The following is a 24,139-nucleotide window of genomic DNA, read 5'->3' as shown; positions in this document are numbered from 1 at the left end:
GCGGGGCGGGGTCAGGGGACAAGCATGCGCAGCGCGAGCACGCGCACCTGGCGATCCGAACCGTTCGACCGGTCGAACCCGGTGAGCCGGCCCAAATCCATCACCAGGTTCAACGCCGCGTGCACCAGCAGGCGAGCCTCCGTGGCGGCGAGTTCCGGCCTGATCGAACGAAGAAGGCGGACCCACTCCTCGACGTGCAGCCGCTGGACCCGGCGCAGCTCGTGCCGGTCGGCGGCGGGCAGGTTGTTGTTCTCGGCGAGATAGACGGAGATCAGGTCGCTCTCGTCGAACGCCAGGTCCACATGGGCGTCGACGAGCCGCCGCAACCCGTCCGGCAGGCTGCTGGCGGTGGTCAGCGAACCGGTGACGCTCGCGGTCAGGCGCTCGGCGGCGCGGTAGTACACGGCCGCGAGCAGATCAGCCTTGCCGGGGAAGTACCGGTACACCCCGGAGGCGTTGATGCCCGCCGCCCGGCCGATGTCGTCGATGCCGACGGCGTGGTAACCGAGGCGGTCGAACAGTCGGATCGCCTCGGTCAGCAGGATCTCCCGCCGCGAGCCCGGCCGGACCACCGCCGGCGCGCCCGCCTCCCCGCTGTGGCCCGCCTCCCCGCTGTGGCCTGTGCCCCCGCTGTGGCCTGTGCCCCCGTCGTCGCCTGTGCCCCCGTCGTGGTCCGTGGCCCCGGCGGGCAGGTCGGCCGTCAGCAGCGTCCACGCCGCGGTGCGCAGGATCTGCTCGGCCCGGCCGTCGGTGATCGTCGCGCGGTGCGTCGAGATGCTGCCGATCGCGCTCAGCGCCGCCCGGCTGAGGAGCACGGCGGCGGACTTCGGAAGGTCGTCGCGCAACGCCAGGAGCAGGTCGCTGATCCGCCGCACCAGCGCGGTCAGCTCCTGCCGGAACTCCACCCGGTGCTCCGGTTGCAGGTAGCGGGCCTCCCACTGGTACAGCGCGCCGACCCGGCGGCGCTCGACGCTGATCCGCGCCATCGCCCCCAACAGCCGGTCCAGGCGTTCCGCCGGCTCGCCCCCCGTCGCGAGCGCCTCGTCGGCCGCGGTGCTCAGCGCGTCGCTCAGCTCACGGGTGGCGTGGACGAGGATCGCGTACTTGGTGGGGAAGTGCCGGTACACCGCCGGGCCGCTGATGCCGACCGCGGCGGCGATCTCGTCGATGCCGACCCCGTGGTAGCCGCGTTCGCAGAACAGCTCGGCCGCGGCCAGCGCGATCTGTGCCCTGCGGTTCCTCGGCCGTCGCCGCGGCTCGGCCGTCCGAGCTGTCGAGGTCGCCTGCACCCACGTCTCCTCGCCATCGCACGGCCGCGTCCGTCGCCCGCACGCCCCGTCCCATGGTGACATCACGGGACGGGCTCCGGTGCGCGCGGGCGATCTGCCGGCGCCCGCGCGAGGTCAGCCGGCCTGACCCGAACGGTCCTGGGTGGCCTCGTGCTCGTAGCTCCGCCAGCGGCCGAGAATGTCACGCTNGGCGAGGGCGCCGAGCCGGTCGGCCTCCTCGGGGTTGGCCATGCCGAGCCGGGTGAAGCGGGACTCGGTGGCGGCGAACTCGCTGAACGGGATCGACGGGGCCCGGGAGTCGAGGGAGAACGGCTGCTCCTCCGTCCGCGGGTCATAGCGGTAGAGGGGCCAGTAGCCGGAGCGCACCGCCGCCTTCTGGTGGGCCATGCCGTCGGTCATGTCGATGCCGTGGGCGATGCAGTGGCTGTAGGCGATGATCAGCGACGGTCCGTGCCAGCTCGCGGCCTCGTTGAACGCCTTCACCGTGTGCGCGTCGTTCGCGCCCAGCGCCACCTGCGCGACGTACACGTCGCCGTAGGCGGCGGCGACCAGGCCGAGGTCCTTCTTGCGGGTCCGCTTGCCGCCGACGGCGAACTTCGCGACCGCCGCCCGCGGCGTCGACTTCGACGCCTGCCCACCGGTGTTCGAGTACCCCTCGGTGTCGAGGACGAGCACGTTGACATCGCGCCCGGAGGCGAGCACGTGGTCGAGGCCGCCGAAGCCGATGTCGTAGGCCCACCCGTCGCCGCCGATGATCCAAACGCTCTTCGCGACGAGGTTGTCGAGCAGCGCGTCCAGCCCGGCGGCGTGCTCGAGGCCGGCCAGCCGGCGCCGCAGCTCGGCCACCCGGGCGCGCTGTTCGACGATGCCGGCCTCGGTCGACTGGTCGGCGTCCAGGATGGCCCCGACGAGCTGGTCGCCGACCAGGCCCGCCTCGGCCCGCAGCAGCCGGCGGGCCTCCCGGGCACGGGCGTCGAGCGCCAGCCGCATCCCCAGCCCGAACTCGGCGTTGTCCTCGAACAGCGAGTTCGCCCAGGCCGGGCCGCGGCCGTCGGCGTTCGCCGTCCACGGCGTGGTCGGCAGGTTCCCGCCGTAGATCGACGAGCAGCCGGTGGCGTTGGCGACCACGATCCGGTCGCCGTACAGCTGGGTGAGCAGCTTCAGGTAGGGCGACTCGCCGCAGCCGGCGCAGGCCCCGGAGAACTCGAACAGCGGCTCCCGCAGCTGCGAGCCGCGGACGGTGGCCGCCGAGGCGAGCTCCGGCCCGACCGCCGGCAGGGTCTGGTGAAAGGCCCAGCTGGCCCGCTCGTCGGCGAACCGGGAGGTGGCGTCGACCATGTCGAGGGCCCGATGGTCAGGCATCTCGCGGCTCTTCGCCGGGCAGGCCTCGACGCAGACCCCGCAGCCGGTGCAGTCGTCCGGCGCGACCTGGATGGTGAGCCGGTACTCCCCGAGCCGGGGGTCCTTGGGGCGGGTGTGCAGGAACGAAGGCGGCGCGTCGGCGAGGCGCGCCGGGTCGAACAGCGTCATCCGGATGGCGGCGTGCGGGCAGACGATCGCGCACTTGCCGCAGCTCACGCACAGCTGGGGATCCCAGACCGGCAGCTCCCGGGCGATGCCGCGCTTCTCGTACCGGGCCGTCCCCACCGGGAACGTGCCGTCGGCCGGCAGCGCGCTGACGGGAAGCAGTTCCCCCTCACCGGCCATGATCCGCGCGGTGACCTGACGGACGAACTCCGGCACATCGCCGGTGAGCCGCCGCCGCGCCTGCCCGGTGACTACCCGGCCGCGCAGGTCGACCTCGCGCAGCGCGCCCAGCGCCGCGTCGATGGCCGCGGTGTTGCGGCGCAGCATCTCCTCGCCGCGCTTGCGCTGGCTGGCTAGAACGCCCTCCTTCACCGCGGCGACCGCCTCGGCGGGCTCGAAAAGGCCGGACAGCCGCAGGTAGCACGTCTGCAGCACGGGGCTGACGATGCCGGGGATACCGGCGGACGCCGCCACCTGATCGGCGTCGACGACGAACAGCCGCGCGTCGCGGTCGAGCAGGTGGCGCTGCGCCTCGGACGGCAGGTGGTCCCACACCTCGTCCGGCGGGTAGGAGGTGTTGAGCAGGACGGTGGCGCCCTGCCCGGCCACGGCGAGCACGTCGACCCGGTCCAGCAGCGACGACTGGTGGCAGCCCACGAACTGGGCGTCCCGGATCAGCCAGGGCGAGTCCACCGGCCGCGGCGCCAGCCGCAGGTGCGACACCGTCATCGAGCCGGACTTCTTCGAGTCGAACACGAAGTAGGCCTGGGTGTGCAGCGGCGTGTGGTCGGCCACGATCCCGGCGGTGGTCCGGGTGGCTCCCACCGTGCCGTCGCTGCCGAGCCCGTAGAACACGGCGCGCAGGACGTCGGCCGGCTCCGGGAAGGCGTCCTCGTCCGCCGGCAGCGACAGGTGCGTGACGTCGTCCTGGATACCGACGGTCACCTCGCGCCGCGGGCGCTCGCGCGCCAGCTCGTCGAACACCGCGGCCGCCATCGCGGGCGTGAACTCCTTCGACGCGAGCCCGTAGCGGGCACCGATCACCCGCGGCATGCGCTCGGGCCGCTCCGCGAGCGCCGCGAGGACGTCGAGCCGCAGCGGCTCGCCCGTAGCGCCGGGCTCCTTCGTCCGGTCGAGGACGGCGATCGAACGCACACTCGGCGGCAGGCAGGCGAGGAACGCCCCGCAGTCGAAGGGCCGGTACAGCCGGACCTGGACGAACCCGACCCGCTCACCGCGCTCGACCAGCTGGTCGACCGCGTCACGTACCGCCGACCGGCCAGAACCCATGATCACCACGACGCGCTCGGCCGCCGGGTGGCCGTGGTACTCGAAGAGCCGGTACGTCCGCCCCGTCGCCGCGGCCAGCTGCTCCATCGCCCGCCGCACGGCCCCCGGGACCGCGGCGTAGTAGGTGTTCGCCGCCTCGCGGGACTGGAAGAACGTGTCGGGGTCCTGGGTGGTGCCGCGGATCACCGGGTGGTCCGGGGAGAGCGCGCGGCGGCGATGGGCGTCCACCAGCCCGTCGGGCAGCAGGGCGGCGAGCGTCGGGTCGTCGAGCAGCTCGACCTCGTTCAGCTCGTGCGAGGTGCGGAAGCCGTCGAAGAAGTGCAGGAACGGAACACGGGTCTCGAGGGTGGCCGCGTGCGCGACCGCGGCGAGGTCGTGCGCCTCCTGCGGAGACGCCGAGGACAGCATGGCGAAGCCGGTCGAGCGCGCCGCCATCACGTCGCTGTGGTCACCGAAGATCGACAGCGCCTGGGTGGCCACCGTCCGGGCGGCCACGTGCAGCACCATCGGCGTGAGCTCGCCGGCGATCTTGAACATGTTGGGCAGCATCAGCAGGAGCCCCTGCGACGCGGTGAAGGTGGTCGAGAGCGCACCCGCCTGCAGCGCGCCGTGGACGGCACCGGCCGCACCACCCTCGCTCTGCAACTGGACCACCTCGGGTACCCCGCCCCACAGGTTCGGCCGTCCTCCCGCCGCCCACACGTCGGCGAGCTCGCCCATACCCGATGCTGGGGTGATCGGGTAGATGGCGATGACCTCGCTCGCCCGGTAGGCCACCGAAGCAGCCGCCTCGTTGCCGTCGATCGTCCTGGGCCGCATACACCCAGAGTGCCTGCGCCGGGACGGGGCCGGTGCGGGACATCATTCCGTACACCNAGGACAGACCGCACGCTGATCCCAGCGCGGACAGCACGGCGATCCGAGGACGGACAGCACGGCCCGGAGCCTGCCGGTCGGCCCGGGAACGCTCCCGATCCGCTGGCCCGCCGGCCGCGCGTTCACCCTGGATTACCCGTATCTGCCTGGCTTGCCCCCGCCAACTGAGATAAGCACTGGGATCGTGCAGCCTCTCTCGGTCGTCCTCGTTCACCGCGACCAGCCGCAGCGACTCGTCGACACGATCGACGCGTTCCGCGCGCAGGACATCCCCGTCACGATCACGATCGTCGACAACGGATCGGCCGTGGTACCACCGGTCGAAGCCGACGACGTCGCGGTCGTGCTCGCCGGCGGCAACATCGGCTTCGGGCCGGCGGCCAACATCGGCTACCGCAGGTTCCTCGCGGACGCGGACGCGGGGGAGTGGGTGGTGCTCGCGCCGCACGACGCGCTGCCCGAGCCCACCTGCCTGAGCCACATGCTGAGCGTGCTGGCGGAGCATCCGCGGGCCGGGCTCGCCTGCGCCGACGTCGGGGACGGGGCGACACCCGTCATCGACCCCTACTTCGGCGGGATCCTCGTGGCCGGGAAGGTCGACGCGGGCTGGGAGACGGTCGGTCATCCGCACGGCACGCTGATGTTCGCCCGGCGGGCGTGCCTCGACGAGGTCGGGATCTTCGACGAGCGCTACTTCGCCTACTGCGAGGAGGCGGACCTCGCGCTGCGGGCGAAGGCCGCCGGCTGGGAATCCGGGCTGGTGCGGGGTGCGATGGTGAAGAACCCGTACGTCGGGTCGGCCTCCGCCGCGATCGACTACCTGCAACTGCGCAACACGATGCTGCTGGTGCGGGAGCACTCCGGGCGCTACCACGCGTTCATCCGCTTCTGCATCGCGCTGTGGCAGCTCGCGTCGGGCGCGGTCGTGCCGGCCCGGCGCGGCCCCTACTGGAACGTCGAAGGGCGGGTACGAGGTCTCATCGACTTCCTCCGCGGACGTTTCGGCCCGCCTCCGGGCCACCTGTTCCTCAAGCGCTGAGGCGGGCCGGTGGTGGCAGCGGGCGCACCGGCGGGGACGCGAGGGGCGCCACCCGGGTTCGGGCGTGACCCGCGTTCGGGTGTCACCCGCGTTCGGGCGGTGTCCGTTCCGCGGCGGGGGGCGTGGTGGCCACGGCTGCCAGCACCGTTCCCGCGGCCAGGAGGCACCCGACGGCGTAGGGCAGGCTGCCGGTGGGGGTGCCGTCGGTGGTGACACCGCCGCTGGCCCCGAAGTAGTCGGGGAGCGCCGTGGCCCACAGCACCACGAAGGCCGCCAGGAAGAGTCCGCCGTAGCCGATGGCGAACCACCGGCGTCCGATGACGGCCGGTGCCGGCTGGGCCGCCGAGTCCGGTTGGGCCTGGGCCGCCGGGTCCGGCTGGGCTGGTCGGGCTGGTTGGGGCGACGTGGCGCGGGCCGACCGCCACTGCTGGTAGAGGACCGGCACGGCGACGACCGCGAAGGCTGCGACGCACAGCCAGAACACGACCGCCTGCGCGGTGTTGTTCTCGTCGCCGACGACCGACGACGGCAGGCTGCCGATCGAGATCAGCGGCGGTACGAGCACTCCGACGGCGACGACGCGGCCGGCGAGCCCCCAGCCGCCGGGGCCTTCGCCGCGGTCGGCCCGACGTCCCACCAACAGGCGCACGAGCAGGGTGAGCGCGGCGGGGCCGAGGGCGGCGAAGATGAAGACGCTGGTCATCGGCACCGACGCCAGCCGCGGATTGTTGACGGCCAGATCGTAGTTCCAGATCCACCAGCGCAGCTGCGGCCCGAGCAGATCGAAGATCTCGTAGAAAAGATGGTGGACGAATCCCACGCAGACGGCGCCGAGGAACACGTTGCGCCGGAAGACGCCGAGTGAGCGGACGATTTCGTAGGCGAGAGAGGCGAGGGCCGCGTACAGCGCCACAATGTAGAGCGGAATGCGGTCGTGAACGAGCTGTACCGTGAACACGTTGTGGGCGAACAGCTCGTGCATGTTGTCGGGCAGGCCCAGGCCCCGGGAGAAGAACAGCAACGGTTCGATGATGGCCAGGTAGACGATGGCGCCGAACCAGATCGCCAGGTTCGACGGATCGCCGTGCCGGCGCCAGCGCCGCACCGCATGGACCAGCGCGAACAGCGCCCCGGCGAGCAGCAGGACCTCCAGCGCGGGAAGCGTCCAGTTGCTCAGGTCGGCCGGGTTGCGCAGGTGGACGACGGGTTCGACCGAGTCGCAGGAGAATCCCCCGATCCTGCCGGCGAGCTCCTCGAAGGCGGCGCTGCAGCTGTCGGACACGGCGCGCTCACCCAGCCGGCGTGGCGGGAGCGGCCGGAAGCGCTGCGGCCGACGAGTACCAGGCGGCGACGGGCGCGCCGGCGTCATAGCGGCCTATCCAGGTGTCGACGAACCCCGGAAGCGGCTGGTGCTCGGGATCGTGCCCGGGAAGCTGGGCGCGCAGCACCCGCCCGGCAGCCGCGCGGAGCTCTCGCTTCGGCACGAAGGCGAGCCNACCGGAGTACCGCTCGCTCTGCCCCCCGCTCTCGCTCTGCCCCCCGCGCACCCCGCGCCGGGACGGCAGCTTCCGCCGGATCCCGTCCCGTACGCCCTCGGCGGGGATCAGGCTGCGGGCGTCGACCTTCCGGTCCGCAAACGGCACGTGCTCGTCGAAACCCTCCGCGACCACCCTGATCAGGCGGTTGATGTGACGCGCCACCGCGGGCAGCACCCGGAGGCGGTATGCCTCGCCGCCGAACTCCCGGTAGATGCGCAGGCCGGAGCTGCGGTGTTCGACCTCTTCGGTGAAATGCCACAGGAACAGCGAAGCGACCCGTTCGTCACCCGGCCGGAACAGCCTTTCCTCGTGGTCGAGGAAGAGCTTGAAGGTCGGGGTGAAGGCCGACTCCAGGTCGGCGATGTAGGCGAGGTGGAATTTCAGCGGCCTGGATTCCAGCAGCTCGTCGTACAGCGCGAGGGCGGCGTCGAGGGTCCCCCGCAGCCCGGGGTAGCGCCTGATCAGTGCCCTCATGTGCTGGCGGTGGGCGCTGGCGTGCTGTGCTTCCTGGCGTAGGAACGCGTCCGCCTCGGCGGCGACGCCGGGGTCGGTGAGCTGCGGGATCGCCTCCCTGACCGCAGCCACGATGTACTTCTCGAACGCGATGGCGATGACCCCAGTCGCATTCATCTGTAACGAGAAGTCGGGGTTGTCGGGATTCCACAGAAAGGGGACGTCGCCCTCGAAGTCGAAGGGGACGCGCCGCACCTGCAAGGCCGTCACGAGATCTCCTGCGGTGATCAGCTGAGCTGAGCGGGGGGAATCAAACAAGATCGTAAAATCTGTATGATCAGACGGGACGTACGATGCTCCCCGGGCCTGGCCCGGTCAAGAGATCGACCCGGCTCGGGGTGCGCCGGTCAGATGAGGGGCGGGGATGAGCAGGCGCGGTTGGGGCGGCACGCCACCCGCCGACGACCACGAGGCCCGCCAGATGATCGTCGACGCCGCGATCCGGTGCCTGGACCGCGACGGGCCCGCCCGCACGCACCTCTCCGATGTCGCCACCGAACTCGGCGTCACCCGCCAGACCGTCTACCGGTACTTCCCCGGCATGGATCCGCTGATCGCCGAGGTGACCGAGCGGGCCTACCAGAGCTTCACCGCCGAGCTGGACGTCCTGTTCGAGGGCATCAGGGACCCGACCGAGTTCGTCGTCGAAGCCATGGCCTACGTCATCGAACAGCTACCGAAGACGCCGCATCTCACCCTGATGCTGGTCGGCGGCCGCGCCGACCGCTTCGAACGGGCCGGGGCGGCCTCGGCGGTCATCGCGCGCAACGTGCGGGTGCTGCGCGACCGCACCGACGTCGACTGGTCCGCCGCCGGCTATGACGACCGTGAGCTCCATGAGCTGGTCGAGATCATGCAGCGGCTGATCCAGTCGATGGTCGTGGCCCCGCCCGAGCATCCCCGCACCGGCACCGAGCTGCGCGGCTTCCTGCGCCGCTGGGTCGGCCCCGCGGTGGTGCCCGTCGCGCGCCCGGACTGACCTGCCTCCCCGACGTCCGACGTCCGACGTCCGACATCCGACGTGTGGGGTTCGGTGGCCTCAGCCGCGCCGGTTGAACGACAGGTGGGTGACGCCGCTGGGAGCGGAGACCGCCTCGACGTCGTAGCGGGCCTCGATCCCCTCCAGTCCGTCCCACAGCCGCACGCCTCGGCCGAGCACGATCGGGACCTGCGCGAGGTGCAGCGAGTCGATCAGACCGGCGGCGAGGAAGTCACGCACGACGGTCGGGCCGCCGCCGATGCGCACATCGAGCCCGCCCGCGGCCTCGCGTGCGGCGGCCAGTGCGTCCTGCGGGGAGGCGTCGATGAAGTGGAACACCGTGCCGCCCGCCATCTCGATGGCCGGCCTCGGGTGATGCGTGAGCACGAACACCGGGGTGTGGAACGGCGGGTTCGGACCCCACCAGCCGCGCCACTCCCGCTCGGTACCGAGATCGTCCCACGGCCCGGTCTGCGGGCCGAACTTGCCGCGCCCCATGATCTCGGCGCCGATACCGGGGCCGAACCGCTCGGCGAAGGCGTTGTCGACGCCCCCGCTGCCCCCCGGCCGGCCCTGCATCGACCCGCCGAAGCGGGTGGCGAACATCCACTCGTGCAGGCGGGTGCCGGCGTGCCCGAACGGCGCGTCGAAGGTGCGGCCATCGCCGGTGGCGAAACCGTCCAGCGAGATCGAGAAGTTGTGGACCCGCACCTTCGACATCGACCTCTCCCGACTCCGGCGATTCCTGGCGACCCTGACCACGCTGGCGACACCGACCACGCCGGCGAGGCGGGCAAGTGATTGTGATCTGCAAGCGGTGACGCCACAACGTACCGATCCGGCGCGACGGCGGCCCGGAACTCGTCGCCGCGCTGATGGACGAACTGCGCGAGCTGCACCTCGGGACCCCGCGGCCGGACTGCGACGCGCCGCGCCCGAGCGAGCGCCTGCGGGCGGCGGTCGATCCTGCCACGGTGGTCAGGTGAACCCTGCCGTCGTGGGAATCCGCATGTGGTGCGAGCTCGATGCGGCCGGCAGCCCAACGGCCGGCAGCCCACCCGAACCGGTGCCCGCCCCGACCCAGACGTGGGATCCGGCGGCGACCCCCGGGCTGGCGCCGGGGCCGGCGCAGTATCCGGCGGGGCGCGGCGGCGCCGCGAGCGGTCTCTCGTTCAGCGTGCACGAGTTCGCCGAGCTGTCGGACGGCCGAGAGATCCTCCTACTGGACGACCGGGGCTGGGGCATGTCGGGCGGCGGCAGGACGCCCGAGGAGCACCTCTCCCAGCTGACGATCGAGGAGATCGAACGCGGGGTCTACAACGTCCTGTTGCCGGACTGGGCCGATGCCGATCATCCGCTGCCGCCGGACCTCGCCGCGGTCGAGGGCAGTGGCGGGGCCCAGGACTGGGACATGCTCGTCGAACGGCTGCGCGCGTTCGGCGTGACCACCACCCCGGCCGAACTTCGGTCGGTACCTCGCCGAGTCGATCTCGGCGACCGGCTGCGCGAACGGCTGGCGGCCGCTGCCGACTGAGGCATCCTGACCTGCGGCGACCAGGTAACGTCAGACCGACTGTCACCACCCGGCCCGGCAGCGCGGCGGGCGGGCGCCGCTGAGCGTGCGGTTCCGGGACGTGATTCGCGACTGCGAAGGGCGCGGCTGGCGCGCGACGGCGAGCCCGCGGGCTCAGAGGGGGGTGCGCATGACACCCGAGGCGGATTCGCCGGAAGCAGCACAGCGCCGCTCATTCATCGCGGACGCGGCCCTCACCGAACTACTCGTCTCCGACCGGCGCTGCCTGATGTCCGCGCCGCTCACCGACGCCGTGCGCGCACCGAGCGGTTCCGTCTCCCCGGGCATGATCCTCACCATCTTCGACGTCGGGGCCTCGCACCCCACGATGATCGCCGCCCGGCCCGACTGGACCGCCACCCAGGACATCTCGCTGCACGGCGCGGGCCCGATCACCGAAGGCCCGATCGTGGTGGACAGCCAGCTCGTCCGAGCCGGGAAGAAGATCGTCATCTCGTCCGCCACCGTCTACGACGGGCATGGGTCGGACGACATCGAGAAGCTCCAGTGGCTGATCGACCAGGCAGGGCCGCCGGAGGTTCCCGCCGGTCTGACGCGGGCCGGCGCCGGCCTGATCACTTTTGCCCGCATCCCCCGGGCGGCGGCCGCCGGAATGGACGACTACGACCCGGGAAGGTGGATCGGGGAGATCCGGCGCACCACGGCGGGCCCACTGGTCGGCGGCACCCTCTACGACCGGCTGGGGCTGCGGCCACTCGACCCCGGCGCCGGCCGGTTCGACCTGGACCGCACGCCCTATGTCACCAACAGCATCGGCACGATCCTCGGCGGAGCCCTGGCCGTCATGATCGAAGCTGCGGCCGAGGCCCTGCGCCCCGGCATGGCGGCCGCGGACCTGCAGATCCATTTCCTCTCCCAGGTGCGAAGCGGCCCGGCCCGCACGTCCGGTGCGGTCCTGCGCGACGCGGGTGACCACGCGGTCGTGAAGGTTCAGGTCGTCGACGCCGGCCACGACAACCAGGTCCTCGCCCTCGCCACCGTCACCCTGCGGAGGAAATAGCACCCGGCGCGCCCGCCGCGGCTTCTCGGGTCGGCAGGAAGACGGCCATCTCCAGGCCGCCTTCGGGCCGGGCGACGGCCCGGACAGAGCCTCCGTGGGCGCGGGCGATCGAGGCGACGATCGACAGGCCGAGCCCGGCACCGGACGCGGCTTCCCGCGTCTCCCGCCCGGCCCGGCTGAACGGCGCGAAGAGGTCGGCGGCCGAGGTCCGCGTCACCGGCGGCCCGGTGTTGGCCACCGACAGGACCGGACTCCCGCCGGCCCGCACCCACACCGTCCCACCAGGCCGGTTGTACTTGATCGCGTTGTCGACCAGGTTGGAGACCAGCCGCTCCAGCAGCACCCGGTCGCCCCACACGGCACCGGGCGCCCGCGCGGCCCGGTCGTCGGCGGCACGTTCCCACCGCAGGTCCACCCCGGCCCGATCGGCGACCGCCTGGTGCGTGCTGACGACCGCCTCGACCACCTCGTCGACGCGTATGGCCTCGCGGGCGGCGAGCCCACGGTCGCTGCGCGCCAACACCAGCAGCCCGTCGATGAGGGCCTCGATCCGCACGTTCATCGTCAGCAGCCGGGCTCCGAGCTCGCGCAGGGCCGGATCGGCCCCCGGCCGCTCCATCGCGACCTCGACGAGGGTCCGCTGAGCGGCCAGCGGGGTGCGCAGCTCGTGCGACGCGTGGGCGACGAACCGCCGCTGGCTGTCGAAGGCCGCGGCCAGCCGGTCGAGCATCTCGTCGAACGTGTCGGCCAGCTCGGTCAGCTCGTCGCGCGGCCCGCGCAGCCGGATCCGCGCGTCGAGGTTGTCCGCCCCGAGCCGTCGGGCCGTCGTGACCACGGCCTGTACCGGGCGCAGTGTCCGGTCGGCAGCCACCCATCCCAGCAGCAGTGCCAGGACCAGCGTGGCCCCGACAGCCACCCCGGACTGCACCAGCAGGGTCTCCAGCACACCCCCGCGATAGGTGCGGACGGCACTCACCACCATCAGCCCGCCGGCTGCCGGGGCCACATCGAACTCGTCACGCCCGCCGGTACCGTCACGCCCGCCGGTACCGTCACGCCCGCCGGCACCGCCACTCCCGCCGGTACCGCCACTCCCGCCGGTACCGCCAGCACCGCCGGCACCGCTGGTGGGAGGGTCGGGAGGGCCGGGATCGGTCAGGCCCGGATCCCTCAGGTCGGGCGTCGTGATCGTGTCGGTGAAGCCGACTGCCGCGGAACCGGGGGCCGGCGGCAGCGCGGACCGCACCAGGACATAGTTGACGGCCAGCAGCACCACCCCGCTGAGCAGGAACAGACCGCCGCACATCAACGCGAGCCGGAGCTTGACCGACATCGCGGCCGGTCGGAGCCGCCTCAGTCCTTCAGGCGGTACCCGACCCCCGCCACCGTCTCGATCAGCGGGGGCGACCCCAGCTTGCGGCGCAACGTCATCACCGCCATCCGCACGGCGTTCGTGAAGGGGTCGACGTTGGAATCCCACGCCTTCTCCAAGAGCTCCTCGGCGCTGACCACCGACCCGTCCGCCCGCATGAGGACTTCCAGAACAGCGAACTCCTTGCGGGACAGCGAAACGAAGCGGCCATCCCGCGACACCTGGTGCCTCGGCACGTCCAACTCGACACCGGCGCGGCGCAGCACCGGCGGCACCGCGGCCCGGGCCCGCCGGCCCAGCGCCTGCACCCGGGCGACCAGCTCGGCGAACGCGAACGGCTTGGTCAGATAGTCGTCGGCCCCCACCCCGAACCCCTGTACCCGGTCGGCGAGGTCCCCGGCGGCGGTCAGCATGATCACCCTGGATTCTCCGCCGGCGGCCAAGACCGCCCGGCAGACGTCGTCGCCGTGCACCGTGGGCAGATCCCGGTCGAGCACGATCACGTCGTACGGATGAACCGCGGTGAGTTCCAGGGCGCTCGCGCCGTCTCCGCAGACGTCGACAGCCATGGCCCGCCGGCGGAGGCCCTCGGCGATGGCCTCGGCCAGCATCGCTTCGTCCTCGACCACCAGAACGCGCACCCGACCACCTCTCCGCCGGTGCCCATCATGGACGGCAGGCCATAAAGAAAATGTAAGCGGCGACGCTTACGGAACCCTGATCGCCCGGTCACTAAATCTGGTCCCGGTCGGTGAACTCGCGCCGGCCACGACCTGGAGGTGGCACATGAGACGGCGATGGTCCGCGCACATCCTGATCGGGACGGCGATCGTGCTGGGGGGCAGCGGCGGCGGAACCGCCCTGGCGCTGGCCGCCCAGCCCGGCGGCACGGCCGGATCCGGCGCGGCATCCAGCGGACCGGGTGTGGAATCCGGCGGGCTGGGCGCGGAGTCCGGCGGGCTGGGTGCGGAGTCCGGCGGGCTGGGTGCGGAGTCCGGCGGCTCCGGCACCCCGTCGGACGCCGACGCCTACACCCGGTGCCTCGTGGAGAACGGCGCCGAGACGCACACCGAGTCGTCGGCGGACGGCCCCCGATCGACGCGGGTGACGCTCGATCCGGAGCACGGGGCACAGGCGGTGGCCGCCTGCGAGCAGTACGCGCCCGACCTCGGCCTCATCGGCAGCCCGGCCCCGATCGAACCGTTGACCGACGCCCAGAACGCGACCGTGACGAAGTGCCTGCAGGATGCGGGGGTGACCTTCCCGGCCCCGGGCACCACGCAGGTGCTGGGGCTGCCGCCGGTGGACGAACCGCTCGGGCTCGGATCCACCGCACCCGGCTCCGGCTCCGGCTCCGGCTCCGGCTTCGGCTCCGGATCCGGCGGCGACGGCGGTGACGGCCCCGTCCACGTGCCCGGCCCAGGCCGCAGCGGCGGCCCGGCTGTCGGCGCCGAGTCGGGCTTCTCCGGCAGTCTGGTGATCGGCAGCCTGTCGATCAGCAGCGAAGCGGGCCCTGGCGGCGGCTCGGCGCCCGACGGTTTCGACGCGCCCGACCCGAAGGTGATCACCGCCCTCGGCGAGTGTGCCCAGGCCGCCGGCCTGCCGGGTCTCGCCCTGCAAACGACGACCGGCCACCAGAGCTCGGTGCTGGTGGCGGCGGCGGGCGCACCCCGGCCGTAAGCCGACCCGCTCCCGGTCGCGCCAGGCGGGTGACGGCCCGCCGCGCCCGCCTGGCGCGACCCCGCGACGCGCTGCCGAGCTCGTGGCCGGACTACGCGGGCACCGCGCGTACGTACACATTGTCGGAGTAGGAGCCGGCCCGGACATCGAACGAGCCACCGCAGGTGATCAGGAATAGTTGACGCGGCCCGCGAGGTCCGGCGAACGCCGTCGGGTCGACACCGCGCGTCTTCGGCCGCGCGAAGATCCGCAGAACGCGCCACGCGGTCTGTCTCCCGTGCGGGTCGCTGGTGAAGACGAGATCTCCGCGGTGCAGGCGGGCCAGGTTCCCGAACGCGAAGGGCGGCATTCCCCGCCAGTTCACATGCCCGACGATCGTCACCTCGCCGGAACCCGCGTCCAGCGCCGCCGAGCCGGACCACAGCCCGACCTCGGTCGGCGTCGACGGCGGAATGAGGATGCCGTCCTCCTCCGTCGCCATGCCGATGCTGGCGGTGACCCCGAGCGCCGGTATCCGAATACTGGACGCCGGCAGGTCCGGCTGGTGCGGCGGGAACCGGCGGGCGCCCGCCCCGCCGACGCTCGGCTGCGGGCCGGGGACATCCGGCCCGTCGGCCTCGGGCAACGGAGCGGCAGTGGGAACGGAACCAGGCGGCCATCCGAGGATGACCAGCACGACGCCCACCAGGGCAAGGGTGCCGAGCACGGCCGCCGCCGCGGCCGTGCGCCGTGTCGTCAGTGGCGACTCGCCGGGGTCGGCGGACTGGCCGTGTTCCATCGGTGGTCTGATCAGTGTTGGAGTCTGGTCAACGCTGGCGTCTGATCCACCGGCTGGCGAGGAGCCCGAGCGCGGTGAGCGCACCGACGGCAGTGATCGCGCCCAACAGGACCAGGGCGAGACCGCCGCGCCCGGGCTCGTCAGGCTGCCCCCCCGCCACGGCCACCGGCGGACGCACGCCCTGCTGCTGCTCCTCCGTCGAAGCCGGACTGCCGCCCTGGCCGTCCGACGGGCCGGCTCCGGTGGCGTCCGGGCCGCTGCCGGGGCTGGTGCCAGGCCCGCCTCCCGGCCCGGAGCCGCCTCCCGACCCAGAGCCGCCGGCAGCCCCGGAGCCGCCGGCCGCCCCGGAACCGACCCCGAACCCGCCTGCCGCGGCGCCGCCCACCACGGGTTCATCGGAACCGGGTCGGCTGGGAGGACCGCCGGGCACCCCGGGAACTCCCGGCGGTGGCGGGAGAACTACGCCGGGCCTCCCGGTCGGGATCGGCACGCTGGCGGACCCGGGCGGCGAGTCGACCCGCCCACCCGGTGCGGTCGCGGACGCGGTCGCGACGTTGGTGACCACGCCCGCCGCGACATCCGCAGCCGTGATCACATGGTCAGACACGGTGCAGGTCACAACCTGCTTCGGGGCCAGAGACGTGGTGGGGCAGCTGACGGGGCCAGCCTTCGGATCGCTCACGGTCAGCCCGCTCAGCATCGTGTCGCCGGTGTTCGTCACGGTGATTGTCCAGTGCGCCCGGTCACCGGCTCCGGTCCGGCCGTCATGGTCGACGTCCACCGCGGTGCCGCGTTTTGTGACGGCCAGCGCGGGCGCCCCGGTCACAACAATGCCGACAGTGGTCTGGGCCGAGATGACAGCCGCCCCGGCGGGTAGTACCGCAATGGTGGTTACCGCGGCCGCCATAGTGGTCGCCATCAGCGGCGCCAGCCACGGCCGGGTCCGGAGGTACTTACTTGCCGCCTGTCCGGAGGGGTAACGGCCGGTTTTCAGCGGACGGTGGTGGCTCATGACGTCGTGGATGCGGCCGCGTATCCGGCGTGCCAGCCCCGCGGGAGTGCGGGAAGGCACAAACCGGCGACGCCGGGCGCGCGGGAAGGCCGATAGCCCACCGAATTCAACAACGGCCCCGCTGCCATAGGACCCCCCACCTGGCATCACGATCGGTCACTCACAGCAACGTAACGCGGCTCTGGTTAGCGGCCAACTCGACGATGACAAGAGGGGCGTTCGAGGCCACCTCCGCGTTCCGACCAACGACACTGCCAGGCCCTGCTCGGTGTCTCGCACCTTCCCTGGTCGAACCGCGCGAACCCCGGGAGAATTCGAGCGAGCCCGCACCGTCGCGGCGGCCGCGGGTACGTTCAGTCAGGCCTTCGGTGTGGGGCATCGTCCGAAAAGCACTGAAGGCGGTTTGCCCTGGACCCCGCCGCCGCACACCACCGGCGGGAGTTCCCAGAGCTTCTCGGTCAGTGAGTTCGTCACGCGCTGGCCGACGGCCGGCGGGTGACTCTGCACGAAGATCGTGGCTTCACTGTCAGCCGGGTACTCGGTGGTCCAGGCCCCGGTGTGGGCCAGTTCGGCGAGACTCGCGACAGCGTCACCCGGAACGTGTTGAACGTCGTGCTTCCTGACGGCGAACAGCCTGGTGAGGAGCATCCCTGGTCGTGGCTGGCTGACCGGGCGCGGGCGCGCGGCCTGCAGGCGACCGCGGGCGAGCTGCGGGGTATGCCGTACGAAGTGGTCCTCACCGACGCGGTGACCCGCTGGCTGCGCACCTGAAATCACCGGTGCCCGGGCTGGGGCGGCCCCTCGTCGACACCCTGCAAGGGTCGGCGATCAAGAACTTCAAAGAGCCGCGGCCGAGATCGGGCCGTGACGTAGCGATACTTGTGCTCTTCGTCTTCGACCCGTTCCATCTGGAAGCGAGCCGCTGGTTTAGCAGAAGCTATACTCCTGGGGTGGAAGGGCGGCAGTGGGAGGTCTGCCTCGCCAACGAGGTCCGCGACTGGATCGACGACCTGGACCCGGCCGCCCACGCCCGGGTCGTGCAAGCAATCGATCTTCTTGCGGAGGTCGGGCCGGGGCTGGGCAGGCCGCTCGTCGACACGATCAGCGGTTCTTCGCTGCCGAACCTGAAGGAGCTGAGGCCGGGAACGGTGCGGATCCTGTTCTGCTTCGATCCGTGGCGTTCGAGCATCCTGCTTGTCGCCGGAGACAAGGCTGGGCAGTGGAACGCCTGGTACGCCGAGGCGATCCCGCTCGCGGAGCAGCGCTACAAGACCTATCTGGTGGAACGCGGTCAGGAAGAAGGCGGTCGGCGATGAGTGGTTACACACGGTGGTCTGACATCCGCGCCGAGCAGGTCGCCCGGGCCGGTGGAGAGGCAGCGGTCGCTGCCGGCAGACAGGAGCTCCTCGCGGTCGCGGTCGGCCATCGGCTCGCTGAGGTACGCCGGGCGCGGGGTCTGACCCAGCAGCAGGTGGCGGAGCGGATGGGCGTGACCAAGGGGCGGATCTCGCAGATCGAGCAGGGCTCGCTGTCCGGTCAGGACGTGGTCGCTCGCTACGCCGCTGCTCTTGGTGGCCGACTGCACCAGGCGATCTACTTCGACGACGGGGACATCGCCGCGATCGCGTAAGCCGCACTTCCACCACGACCGCTTGATCGTGTCCAACTGCAGTACAAACTGCGTACTTGAGCCCCGGAAAGCCCAGAGCCCCGCGCCGTGTGATCGGCTGCGGGGCTCTGACCTGTCTCAACCTGACGTGCGCTCGGAGGGACTCGAACCCCCAACCTTTTGATCCGTAGTTAGATCTGGATCCTCCACCGACGTCCGTGGACGTCCGGGCCGTCTGCTGACCTGGTGTGTTCCGTCCGCTGGTGTCCGTCAGCGTCCGTGGTCGTCTACCGGCTTGGCTGTCAACTTGGCTGTCAGTTAGGCCGTTCAGGCTGGACTGCGACGTGGGCGAGCCGCAGATTAAGCCGGCCGCCGCCAAACCAGCGGCTGCGCTGGCGGTCGACACCACCCATCCGACCTGGCAGTTCTCTCGGATGTCAAACAAGCAGGCATCTTCAGGCTTTCTCGTGAGATGTAATAAGAATCACGGGCGCTCGGCATTTTGTGTGTGTACCGACCTTCCACTACCGTCCACTACGGTCCGTGTACTGCAATGGCCACTGTGCAGTGTGCTTCCAGGCGGGTCAGTACGACCTGGGCGGTTCGGACGCGCGGACTTGCTCAAATGGAGGTAGTTGACTTGATCAAGGTTCACATGTTCCGGCGCTTCCGGCGTGCCTCGGTGGTTGTCTGCTGTGCAGCGCTGGTATCCCTCGGCGCCTTGCCCGCGAACGCTGAAGCCTCGTCACCTCCGCCACTTTCCACCGAGTCTCCCGGCTTCTACTTTGCTCCCGCCCCTGGTGGTGGCGTCACCCCGATGGCATCATCGGGCCCCATCACCGCCGGCTCCTGCACCTACACGCAAGAGGTCGACAATCCGCACATCACGGGCGAAGCCTCAGTCCACGGCTATTGGAAGGTGGTCTCCGGCACGTGTCCGAGCANGGCGAATGTGGAAGTGTGGTTGCAAGCGTATGGATGTGATCCATTTGTGTGTGGATGGGTCACAGTCGCGCACGGTGAGGGCGACTACTATGCGGGGGGTGGCTCCGGCAAGCGCGCAAACGCGAGAAGGACCTGCGCAACCACCGCGACAACGGGTTGGCGTGGTTATGTTGATGTCGATCTCATCGGAGCCTCCGATCCCTCTGGTTACACTTATGGTCCTGGCGTAAATCTCGCGTGCAGGCCCTGACGTCCGCGCCGCTCACCTGAACCTGCACTGCAGCGAAGTTCGCTGTGGTAGCGCATGTCTCAGCCGCGTGGCCGGTCACAAACGTGCCGGCCACGCCGTGGCCGATGGTTAAGGTGGAACTGAAGAGCACTGCAAACGGTTTGCCTGGGACCCCGAGGTGGGGGATGTGAGCGGTATGGAGTGGAGTTGGCAGCCCTACCCGGATGCGGCCGATCGCAGGGATCTTCCTCCTGTCGAGCCCGGTCGCATCGTCGGCCTGGGCGCCTTGTGTGATCTGTGGGCGCCGCGCACCGACGACGGGGGTTCCCAGAGCTTCTCGGTCAGTGAGTTCGTCACGCTGGACGATGGCCGGCGGGTGATCTTGCACGAAGATCGCGGCTTCACCGTCAGTCNGGTACTCGGTGATCCAGGTCTTGGTGCGGGCCAGTTCGGCGAGACCCGCGACAGCATCACCCAAGACGTGTTGAACGTCGTACTCCCTGATGGCGAACAGCCCAGTGAGGACCACCCCTGGTCGTGGCTGGCCGACCTGGGGCGGGCGCGCGGCCTGGACGTGACCGCGGACGAGCTGCGAGGTCTTCCATACGAGGTCGTCCTCACCGACGCGGTGACCCGTTGGCTCAGCACCCGAAATGTCAAAAACGGAGATCCAAAGTGGTCGGACCAAGGAGAGGCTGAGTGACCGGTGCCGTCTGCCGGTAGGACACTGCCGGGTGAATCGCTGTGGCCAGGACAAGCAGCGCGATCGCGGGCACCGTGGTCCCCTATCTGTCAGCGTGAGGTAATACAGCTCCCTGCGTCAGCTGGTTCCCTCACGCTGCCAATGAGGGCGTTCGTCGAACAGCTCGGACCTGCAAGCGCGGTGTGGAGGCGACGCGCCCGGCGAGCACGGCCGTTCACGGCCGCGCGCAGCCGTCGCGCGGCGCGGCCCGCACCGCGGCTTGATCCTAAAACGAGCAATTCGGCAACCAACGCTCCTCGTCTGTGGCTGCTGTACTCATGCGGCATGTCCTGGTGCTCGGCCTGCGAGATGGAACAGGGCTGCTGTGCNGGCGTCCCGGGTGGGGAGGGTGTCGAGGTGGGCCTGTGTGGTGTCGATGGCCTGCTGTACCTCGGCGACGTCCTGGTGGNGGAACGGCTCGGGTAGGTGGCTGAGAGGTGCTGCGACGATGCCGTCTGCTCCGGCGGTGAGGCTGTCGGCGATGTGCCGTGCGCTGCCGTCCCAGATGGNGAACTCGGGTCCGGTGACGGCTCGTAGTTCCCGGATCTGGTCCACGGGCATCTTCGACACCTTCGCTCCGACGGGGAGAACGCCTGCACGGGCGGCGGCCTCGGCCAGTGCCGGTGTCCAGGTGGCGGGGCTGTATTCGGGGTGGCTGAACAGGTAGGCGGGACGGGGAAGAGCCGACAGGAAGTCCAGCGCTTCGGCCTGGTCCGCGAGATTGAGCAGGGCGACCATGGGGACGACGTTTCTCCGCTGGGCGTGGTCGATGTCGTCGCGGGTCCAGCAGCAGGCGGTCAGGCGGTCGGTGCCGATGATGTCGGCCCACAGGTCGACGACGGCGGCGCGTTCGGCAGACGTGGCGTGGTGTCCGCCGGTGGTGGTGCCGGACAGGATGAACAGGTGCGCCCACGTGGCGGCGGCGCGTTCGGCGTAGCGGGCGGTCGCGGTGGTGTCGAGGCGGCCGTCCGGCCGGCGGAAGGTGAGCGTGGGTAGGACGAGCTGCATGCGGTTCAGTCCAGCCCATCGCGAATGGGCGCGGCGTCCTGAGTGGTGCAGGCGACCTGACGGCGAATCTGTTCGGCAATGGCCCCGGGGGTCCGCTGGTCGGTGCGGAGCACCATGCCGAACTCGGCCGAGCTGATGCCGGTGAGGTCGGCGCGGGTTTCGTCCNATGCCCGGAGCCTGTCGGGGATGTCGGTGCTGCCGCGATGGTGGAGCCGGTCGGCTGTGATGTCGCGTGGGCACCAGAGCAGGACAGTCAGCCACCGCGCCGCGTACTCGGCGCGTAGGGCGGCGATGCCGGCGACCTGGCCGATGTGGATTACGGGAATCCGCCCGGCGCTGGTGATCTCGTCCAGGCGGGGCCGGTCGATCGCGTAGATGTTGCCGTATCGCTCGTTGACGTACAGGATCTGCCCGCTGTCCTGAAGCCGGGTGAGGTCCTCCGCGGTCGCGTATCGGTACCGGCTGGGCACTCCGGCTCCGACCTTGAGCCGGTCGAAGTGGACGAAGCGATCGTCCAGGCCGGTCAGGGCGGCGGTGACGGTGTCCTTCCCCGCGGCCGGCGGGCCGTAGAGGATGACGGCGTCAGGAAGCATCGCGCACCTGGCTCGCGATCCGGCGGGCCTGCTCGGCAAGGTTCGTCTGTGCGTGCCGGCTGTTGTCGACGACATAGTGGGTGCACACCGGCCGCGCGTCCGGATTGATCGTCTTGAGGTAGTCGTCCCAGTAGGACAGCTTCCACGAGTCGCGGGCGGCGTCGCGTGACTCCATGTAGTCGCGCATGGAATCGATGTCGCACCGGAGCCACACCACGGCGACCGCGGCGCCGCAGTTGCCGGCGCGCTTGGCCATGCGTTCCACCCACCGAGCATCACCCAGTTCGCGGACGAACGGCGCTGTGACGATGGTCGTGATGCCAAGCCGGAGGTTGTCGAACGCCGTATCGAACATGGTGCGGTATTCGAGCGGGCGGATCCGGCCCATGTAGGTGTCGCTGTGGCGGTCGTTCGGGTCGTCGCCGGTCGCCAGGAGCAGCGATTCCGTGAGGGGGCGGCTGAGCGTGTCCTTGTCGAGCAGTGGCCATCCGGTGATCTCGGCGATGAACCGCGCGAACTCGGTTTTCCCGGAGCCGGGGAATCCGGCGACCATGACGAGTGCGGGGGTGCCCTCGCGGGGCCGTCCCGAACTCCAGGCGGCGAGGATGTGCCCTTCGAGGTCATACGGGGGCAGGGTGACCTGCCGCCTCCGGCGGGGCCTGGGGCCGGTGGCTGGACGCTGGCCAGCAGGGTGCGGATCGACTCGGTGACCTCGTCGCGGCGAGGCACGACCGGCGGGGCGCCGGTGCTGTTGCCGATGAGGTCCCGCAGATGGTTCGGCACCCGCAGGGATTCCCGGCGGGGCCGGGGGACTTCCGTGCCGGACTCCCACGGACGAGGCGCCAGACCGATCATGATGCCGGGAATGTGGAGCCCGTCGGCGATCCGCTCGATCACCTCGACGTCCTCCACCCTGGCCTTGCCGCTGGCGATCCGGCTTACCCGGGACTGGCTGAAGCCTTCGATGGACGAGGCTATGCGGTCCTGGCTGACGTGGTCCCACTTGCGCATGAGCAGGAAGGCGGCGCCGAAGTCGCGCGCCCGTAGTGCCTCGGCCATGTCGGCGCGGGCCAGCAGCTCGGGGGAGACGGTGTAACGCTGCCAGGTCGGCTGTGGGTCAGCGGTCATCCATCGCTCTTCGATCGGTGGCNGGCCGGGACATCCGCGTGAGCGGGCAGGCACGCTGAGCATAGCTGTGAGCATGTCGTCGCGGTATGGCAAGTTCGAATCGAGCGGCTGACCAGCGCTGAAACGGCGCTGTTCTCGTATCAGTGGCGGCGCGGGTCCGGCGCTTGATGCCGTCGATCAATGTCGACTCAACATTCCGTGACCGGGTGACTTCGGTGAGCCTTGTTCCTGGTCGGTGCCGTCCGTGCCGGTTCTGACTCCGCGGGCGGCGCCGGCGCTCGACCGGACGCGAACAATCGAGGGGATCGGGTGTGGAGCATGCCGACAGCGACGACGACCCGCGAGCTTGCGCAACGAGGGGGTGCGCGATGACCTGGGCCAGCGGGCCGTGCGAGACCGGGGAGGCAACGGGCGTCGGTCTGCTGCCGTGGGGCTCTGATGCCTGGGCGCTGGTGGTGCCGGCCGGCTCGTCGGCGCAGACGTTGTACGCGGTCATGGCGGAGATGCCGGCGGGCCTGCGGTTCGCCGAAGCACACGGCGACGTGGACGTGGTCCTCGTTTACGAGGCGGAAGGGGTGCGGCTGTCCCGGCGGGAGGTGCCGGGAACGCTGCTGCGCGGCATGCTCCAGCTCGACCCTTCGGCGCCCGGAATCGACAGCACGCGCCGCTGGGCCACGGAGGGGGAGCGGGTCGCGTATGAGGCCGGTAAGGCGGACGCGGCGGATGCGTTCCGGCGGCAGGTCATCCGCCGTCGTCGTCCGCGGTCGTGGAATCCCTCGGCGCTGGGCTGACATCCCGTCCTGATGCCAGAAGGCCGGACCCTCGGGGGTCCGGCCTTCTGCTGTTCGCTCCCGGACCGACTGCGGGGCAGGACGGTGCTTCCCCCGTGGCGGCCAGGGTGATCTATCGGCCGGCTGTCCCGGCTGTCCCGGCTGCGCTGTCCAGCTCGTCAAGGCGGCGGACGATCCGCCGGATGTCGTCCCGTATCTCCCGCACCCCGGCGAGGATCTCCAGGCCGATGGCCATCGGTGCGGCCTGGGCGCCGGTGGGGCCGGGCTCGCCGTTGCCGGTGAGCACGCGGACGAGGTGATCGTCCGGCCAGTCGAGCGCACGCGCGATCGCGGTCAGGGTCCGGTTCCGCACCCGCCGGTTCGCGCCGTGCTGCACAAGCCGCAGTGTCGACACGGATATCCCCGCCCGGTCGGCCAACTCCTGTTGCCCGATGCGCTGGGCGGACATCCGGGCCTTGAGCGCTGCCGCGACGGCCGGCCAATCCTCGTCGTCCTGGGCGGCGTCGATCCCGGAACCGCTCCGCCCGTCGAGGCGATCAGTCATAGACGGAATGCTAGCGAATTCGTCGCGCACACAGATGTGCTGGTCAGCCGTGCATATCGACTC

21 protein-coding genes and 1 pseudogene are annotated in these 24,139 nt (G+C 71.0%); 9 read left to right on the top strand and 13 right to left on the bottom strand.

Annotated elements, in window-relative coordinates; translation table 11 throughout:
• Nucleotides 1-11 precede the first annotated feature (11 nt).
• From UG55_RS19185 to nifJ, 3 genes and pseudogenes are all read right to left on the bottom strand, one after another.
• A complete protein-coding gene (locus UG55_RS19185; RefSeq protein ID WP_066071038.1) occupies nucleotides 12-1,289 on the bottom strand; it encodes a TetR/AcrR family transcriptional regulator in 1,278 nt (425 codons plus the stop codon).
• Nucleotides 1,290-1,403: 114 nt separating this feature from the next.
• Nucleotides 1,404-1,477, bottom strand: a pseudogene (locus tag UG55_RS45540) (hypothetical protein); the annotation flags it as partial.
• 1 nt (nucleotide 1,478) lies between these two features.
• Nucleotides 1,479-4,925: pyruvate:ferredoxin (flavodoxin) oxidoreductase (nifJ, locus tag UG55_RS19180; protein ID WP_242424770.1), on the bottom strand; the 3,447-nt coding region annotated here is incomplete at its 3' end.
• A gap of 241 nt (nucleotides 4,926-5,166) precedes the next feature.
• On the opposite strand from nifJ, the gene UG55_RS19175 reads away from it, so the two are divergent.
• On the top strand, nucleotides 5,167-6,021 hold the full coding sequence (locus UG55_RS19175) for a glycosyltransferase (protein ID WP_066071032.1): 855 nt from the start codon (nucleotides 5,167-5,169) through the stop codon (nucleotides 6,019-6,021).
• 82 nt (nucleotides 6,022-6,103) lie between these two features.
• Here the strand turns inward: UG55_RS19175 and UG55_RS19170 are convergent, their stop codons facing one another.
• Entirely contained in the window at nucleotides 6,104-7,303 is a 1,200-nt protein-coding gene (locus UG55_RS19170) for a hypothetical protein (RefSeq protein ID WP_066071134.1), read from the bottom strand.
• A gap of 214 nt (nucleotides 7,304-7,517) precedes the next feature.
• Nucleotides 7,518-8,282: metal-dependent hydrolase (locus UG55_RS19165; protein WP_242424769.1), on the bottom strand; the 765-nt coding region annotated here is incomplete at its 3' end.
• A gap of 154 nt (nucleotides 8,283-8,436) precedes the next feature.
• Here UG55_RS19165 and UG55_RS19160 point away from each other — a divergent pair.
• Nucleotides 8,437-9,051 (top strand): TetR/AcrR family transcriptional regulator, encoded by a 615-nt coding sequence (locus UG55_RS19160; protein WP_066071026.1) that lies wholly within the window; start codon nucleotides 8,437-8,439, stop codon nucleotides 9,049-9,051.
• Nucleotides 9,052-9,111: 60 nt separating this feature from the next.
• On the opposite strand, the gene UG55_RS19155 is transcribed toward UG55_RS19160, so the two are convergent.
• Nucleotides 9,112-9,771, bottom strand: coding sequence for a dihydrofolate reductase family protein (locus UG55_RS19155; protein WP_066071023.1), 660 nt, complete (start codon nucleotides 9,769-9,771; stop codon nucleotides 9,112-9,114).
• Nucleotides 9,772-10,033: 262 nt separating this feature from the next.
• Between UG55_RS19155 and UG55_RS19150 the strand changes: the two genes are divergently transcribed.
• Nucleotides 10,034-10,585: a hypothetical protein gene (locus UG55_RS19150; protein WP_242424768.1), complete on the top strand. Its 552-nt coding sequence runs from the start codon at nucleotides 10,034-10,036 to the stop codon at nucleotides 10,583-10,585.
• A gap of 169 nt (nucleotides 10,586-10,754) precedes the next feature.
• Complete coding sequence (locus tag UG55_RS19145) at nucleotides 10,755-11,645, top strand: acyl-CoA thioesterase domain-containing protein (protein ID WP_066071021.1); 891 nt, start codon at nucleotides 10,755-10,757, stop codon at nucleotides 11,643-11,645.
• On the opposite strand, the gene UG55_RS19140 is transcribed toward UG55_RS19145, so the two are convergent.
• Complete coding sequence (locus tag UG55_RS19140; protein WP_066071018.1) at nucleotides 11,626-12,978, bottom strand: HAMP domain-containing sensor histidine kinase; 1,353 nt, start codon at nucleotides 12,976-12,978, stop codon at nucleotides 11,626-11,628. The genes UG55_RS19145 and UG55_RS19140 overlap by 20 nt on opposite strands.
• A gap of 20 nt (nucleotides 12,979-12,998) precedes the next feature.
• A complete protein-coding gene (locus UG55_RS19135; RefSeq protein WP_066071015.1) occupies nucleotides 12,999-13,658 on the bottom strand; it encodes a response regulator transcription factor in 660 nt (219 codons plus the stop codon).
• Nucleotides 13,659-13,803: 145 nt separating this feature from the next.
• Here UG55_RS19135 and UG55_RS19130 point away from each other — a divergent pair, with 145 nt between their 5' ends.
• On the top strand, nucleotides 13,804-14,697 hold the full coding sequence (locus UG55_RS19130) for a hypothetical protein (RefSeq protein ID WP_066071013.1): 894 nt from the start codon (nucleotides 13,804-13,806) through the stop codon (nucleotides 14,695-14,697).
• A 91-nt stretch (nucleotides 14,698-14,788) separates the two neighbouring features.
• Here the strand turns inward: UG55_RS19130 and UG55_RS29210 are convergent, their stop codons facing one another.
• Together UG55_RS29210 and UG55_RS29205 are read right to left on the bottom strand one after the other, a co-directional pair.
• Complete coding sequence (locus UG55_RS29210; RefSeq protein ID WP_066071011.1) at nucleotides 14,789-15,475, bottom strand: class F sortase; 687 nt, start codon at nucleotides 15,473-15,475, stop codon at nucleotides 14,789-14,791.
• 28 nt (nucleotides 15,476-15,503) lie between these two features.
• Nucleotides 15,504-16,394 carry a hypothetical protein gene (locus UG55_RS29205; RefSeq protein ID WP_199865194.1) on the bottom strand — a complete coding sequence of 297 codons (891 nt, stop codon included), beginning with the start codon at nucleotides 16,392-16,394 and terminating at the stop codon, nucleotides 15,504-15,506.
• Between the two features lie 588 nt (nucleotides 16,395-16,982).
• On the opposite strand from UG55_RS29205, the gene UG55_RS19115 reads away from it, so the two are divergent.
• The 3 genes from UG55_RS19115 (at nucleotide 16,983) to UG55_RS19105 (ending at nucleotide 18,117) form a co-directional block, all read left to right on the top strand.
• Nucleotides 16,983-17,258 carry a hypothetical protein gene (locus UG55_RS19115; RefSeq protein ID WP_128423083.1) on the top strand — a complete coding sequence of 92 codons (276 nt, stop codon included), beginning with the start codon at nucleotides 16,983-16,985 and terminating at the stop codon, nucleotides 17,256-17,258.
• A gap of 179 nt (nucleotides 17,259-17,437) precedes the next feature.
• Complete coding sequence (locus tag UG55_RS19110) at nucleotides 17,438-17,803, top strand: type II toxin-antitoxin system RelE/ParE family toxin (protein WP_066071002.1); 366 nt, start codon at nucleotides 17,438-17,440, stop codon at nucleotides 17,801-17,803.
• Nucleotides 17,800-18,117, top strand: a complete 318-nt coding sequence (locus tag UG55_RS19105) for a helix-turn-helix domain-containing protein (protein WP_066070999.1) — start codon at nucleotides 17,800-17,802, stop codon at nucleotides 18,115-18,117. Before UG55_RS19110 ends, UG55_RS19105 begins: the two co-directional genes overlap by 4 nt.
• 2,405 nt (nucleotides 18,118-20,522) lie before the next feature.
• On the opposite strand, the gene UG55_RS19095 is transcribed toward UG55_RS19105, so the two are convergent.
• Both UG55_RS19095 and UG55_RS29200 read right to left on the bottom strand, forming a co-directional pair.
• Nucleotides 20,523-21,020 (bottom strand): hypothetical protein (locus UG55_RS19095; protein WP_206779394.1); only part of this gene is annotated, 498 nt, incomplete at its 3' end.
• Between the two features lie 582 nt (nucleotides 21,021-21,602).
• Complete coding sequence (locus tag UG55_RS29200; protein WP_066070990.1) at nucleotides 21,603-22,166, bottom strand: AAA family ATPase; 564 nt, start codon at nucleotides 22,164-22,166, stop codon at nucleotides 21,603-21,605.
• 943 nt (nucleotides 22,167-23,109) lie between these two features.
• Between UG55_RS29200 and UG55_RS19075 the strand changes: the two genes are divergently transcribed.
• Nucleotides 23,110-23,532: a hypothetical protein gene (locus tag UG55_RS19075; protein ID WP_066070985.1), complete on the top strand. Its 423-nt coding sequence runs from the start codon at nucleotides 23,110-23,112 to the stop codon at nucleotides 23,530-23,532.
• 112 nt (nucleotides 23,533-23,644) lie between these two features.
• Here UG55_RS19075 and UG55_RS19070 read toward each other — a convergent pair whose 3' ends face one another.
• Entirely contained in the window at nucleotides 23,645-24,076 is a 432-nt protein-coding gene (locus tag UG55_RS19070) for a helix-turn-helix transcriptional regulator (protein WP_066070983.1), read from the bottom strand.
• Between the last annotated feature and the right edge of the window lie 63 nt (nucleotides 24,077-24,139).

This window comes from Frankia sp. EI5c (assembly GCF_001636565.1).
In the GTDB taxonomy this organism is placed as follows: domain Bacteria; phylum Actinomycetota; class Actinomycetes; order Frankiales; family Frankiaceae; genus Parafrankia.
The sequence above is the reverse complement of the archived record's forward strand: the minus strand, read 5'-3'. Positions and strand labels throughout refer to the sequence as shown.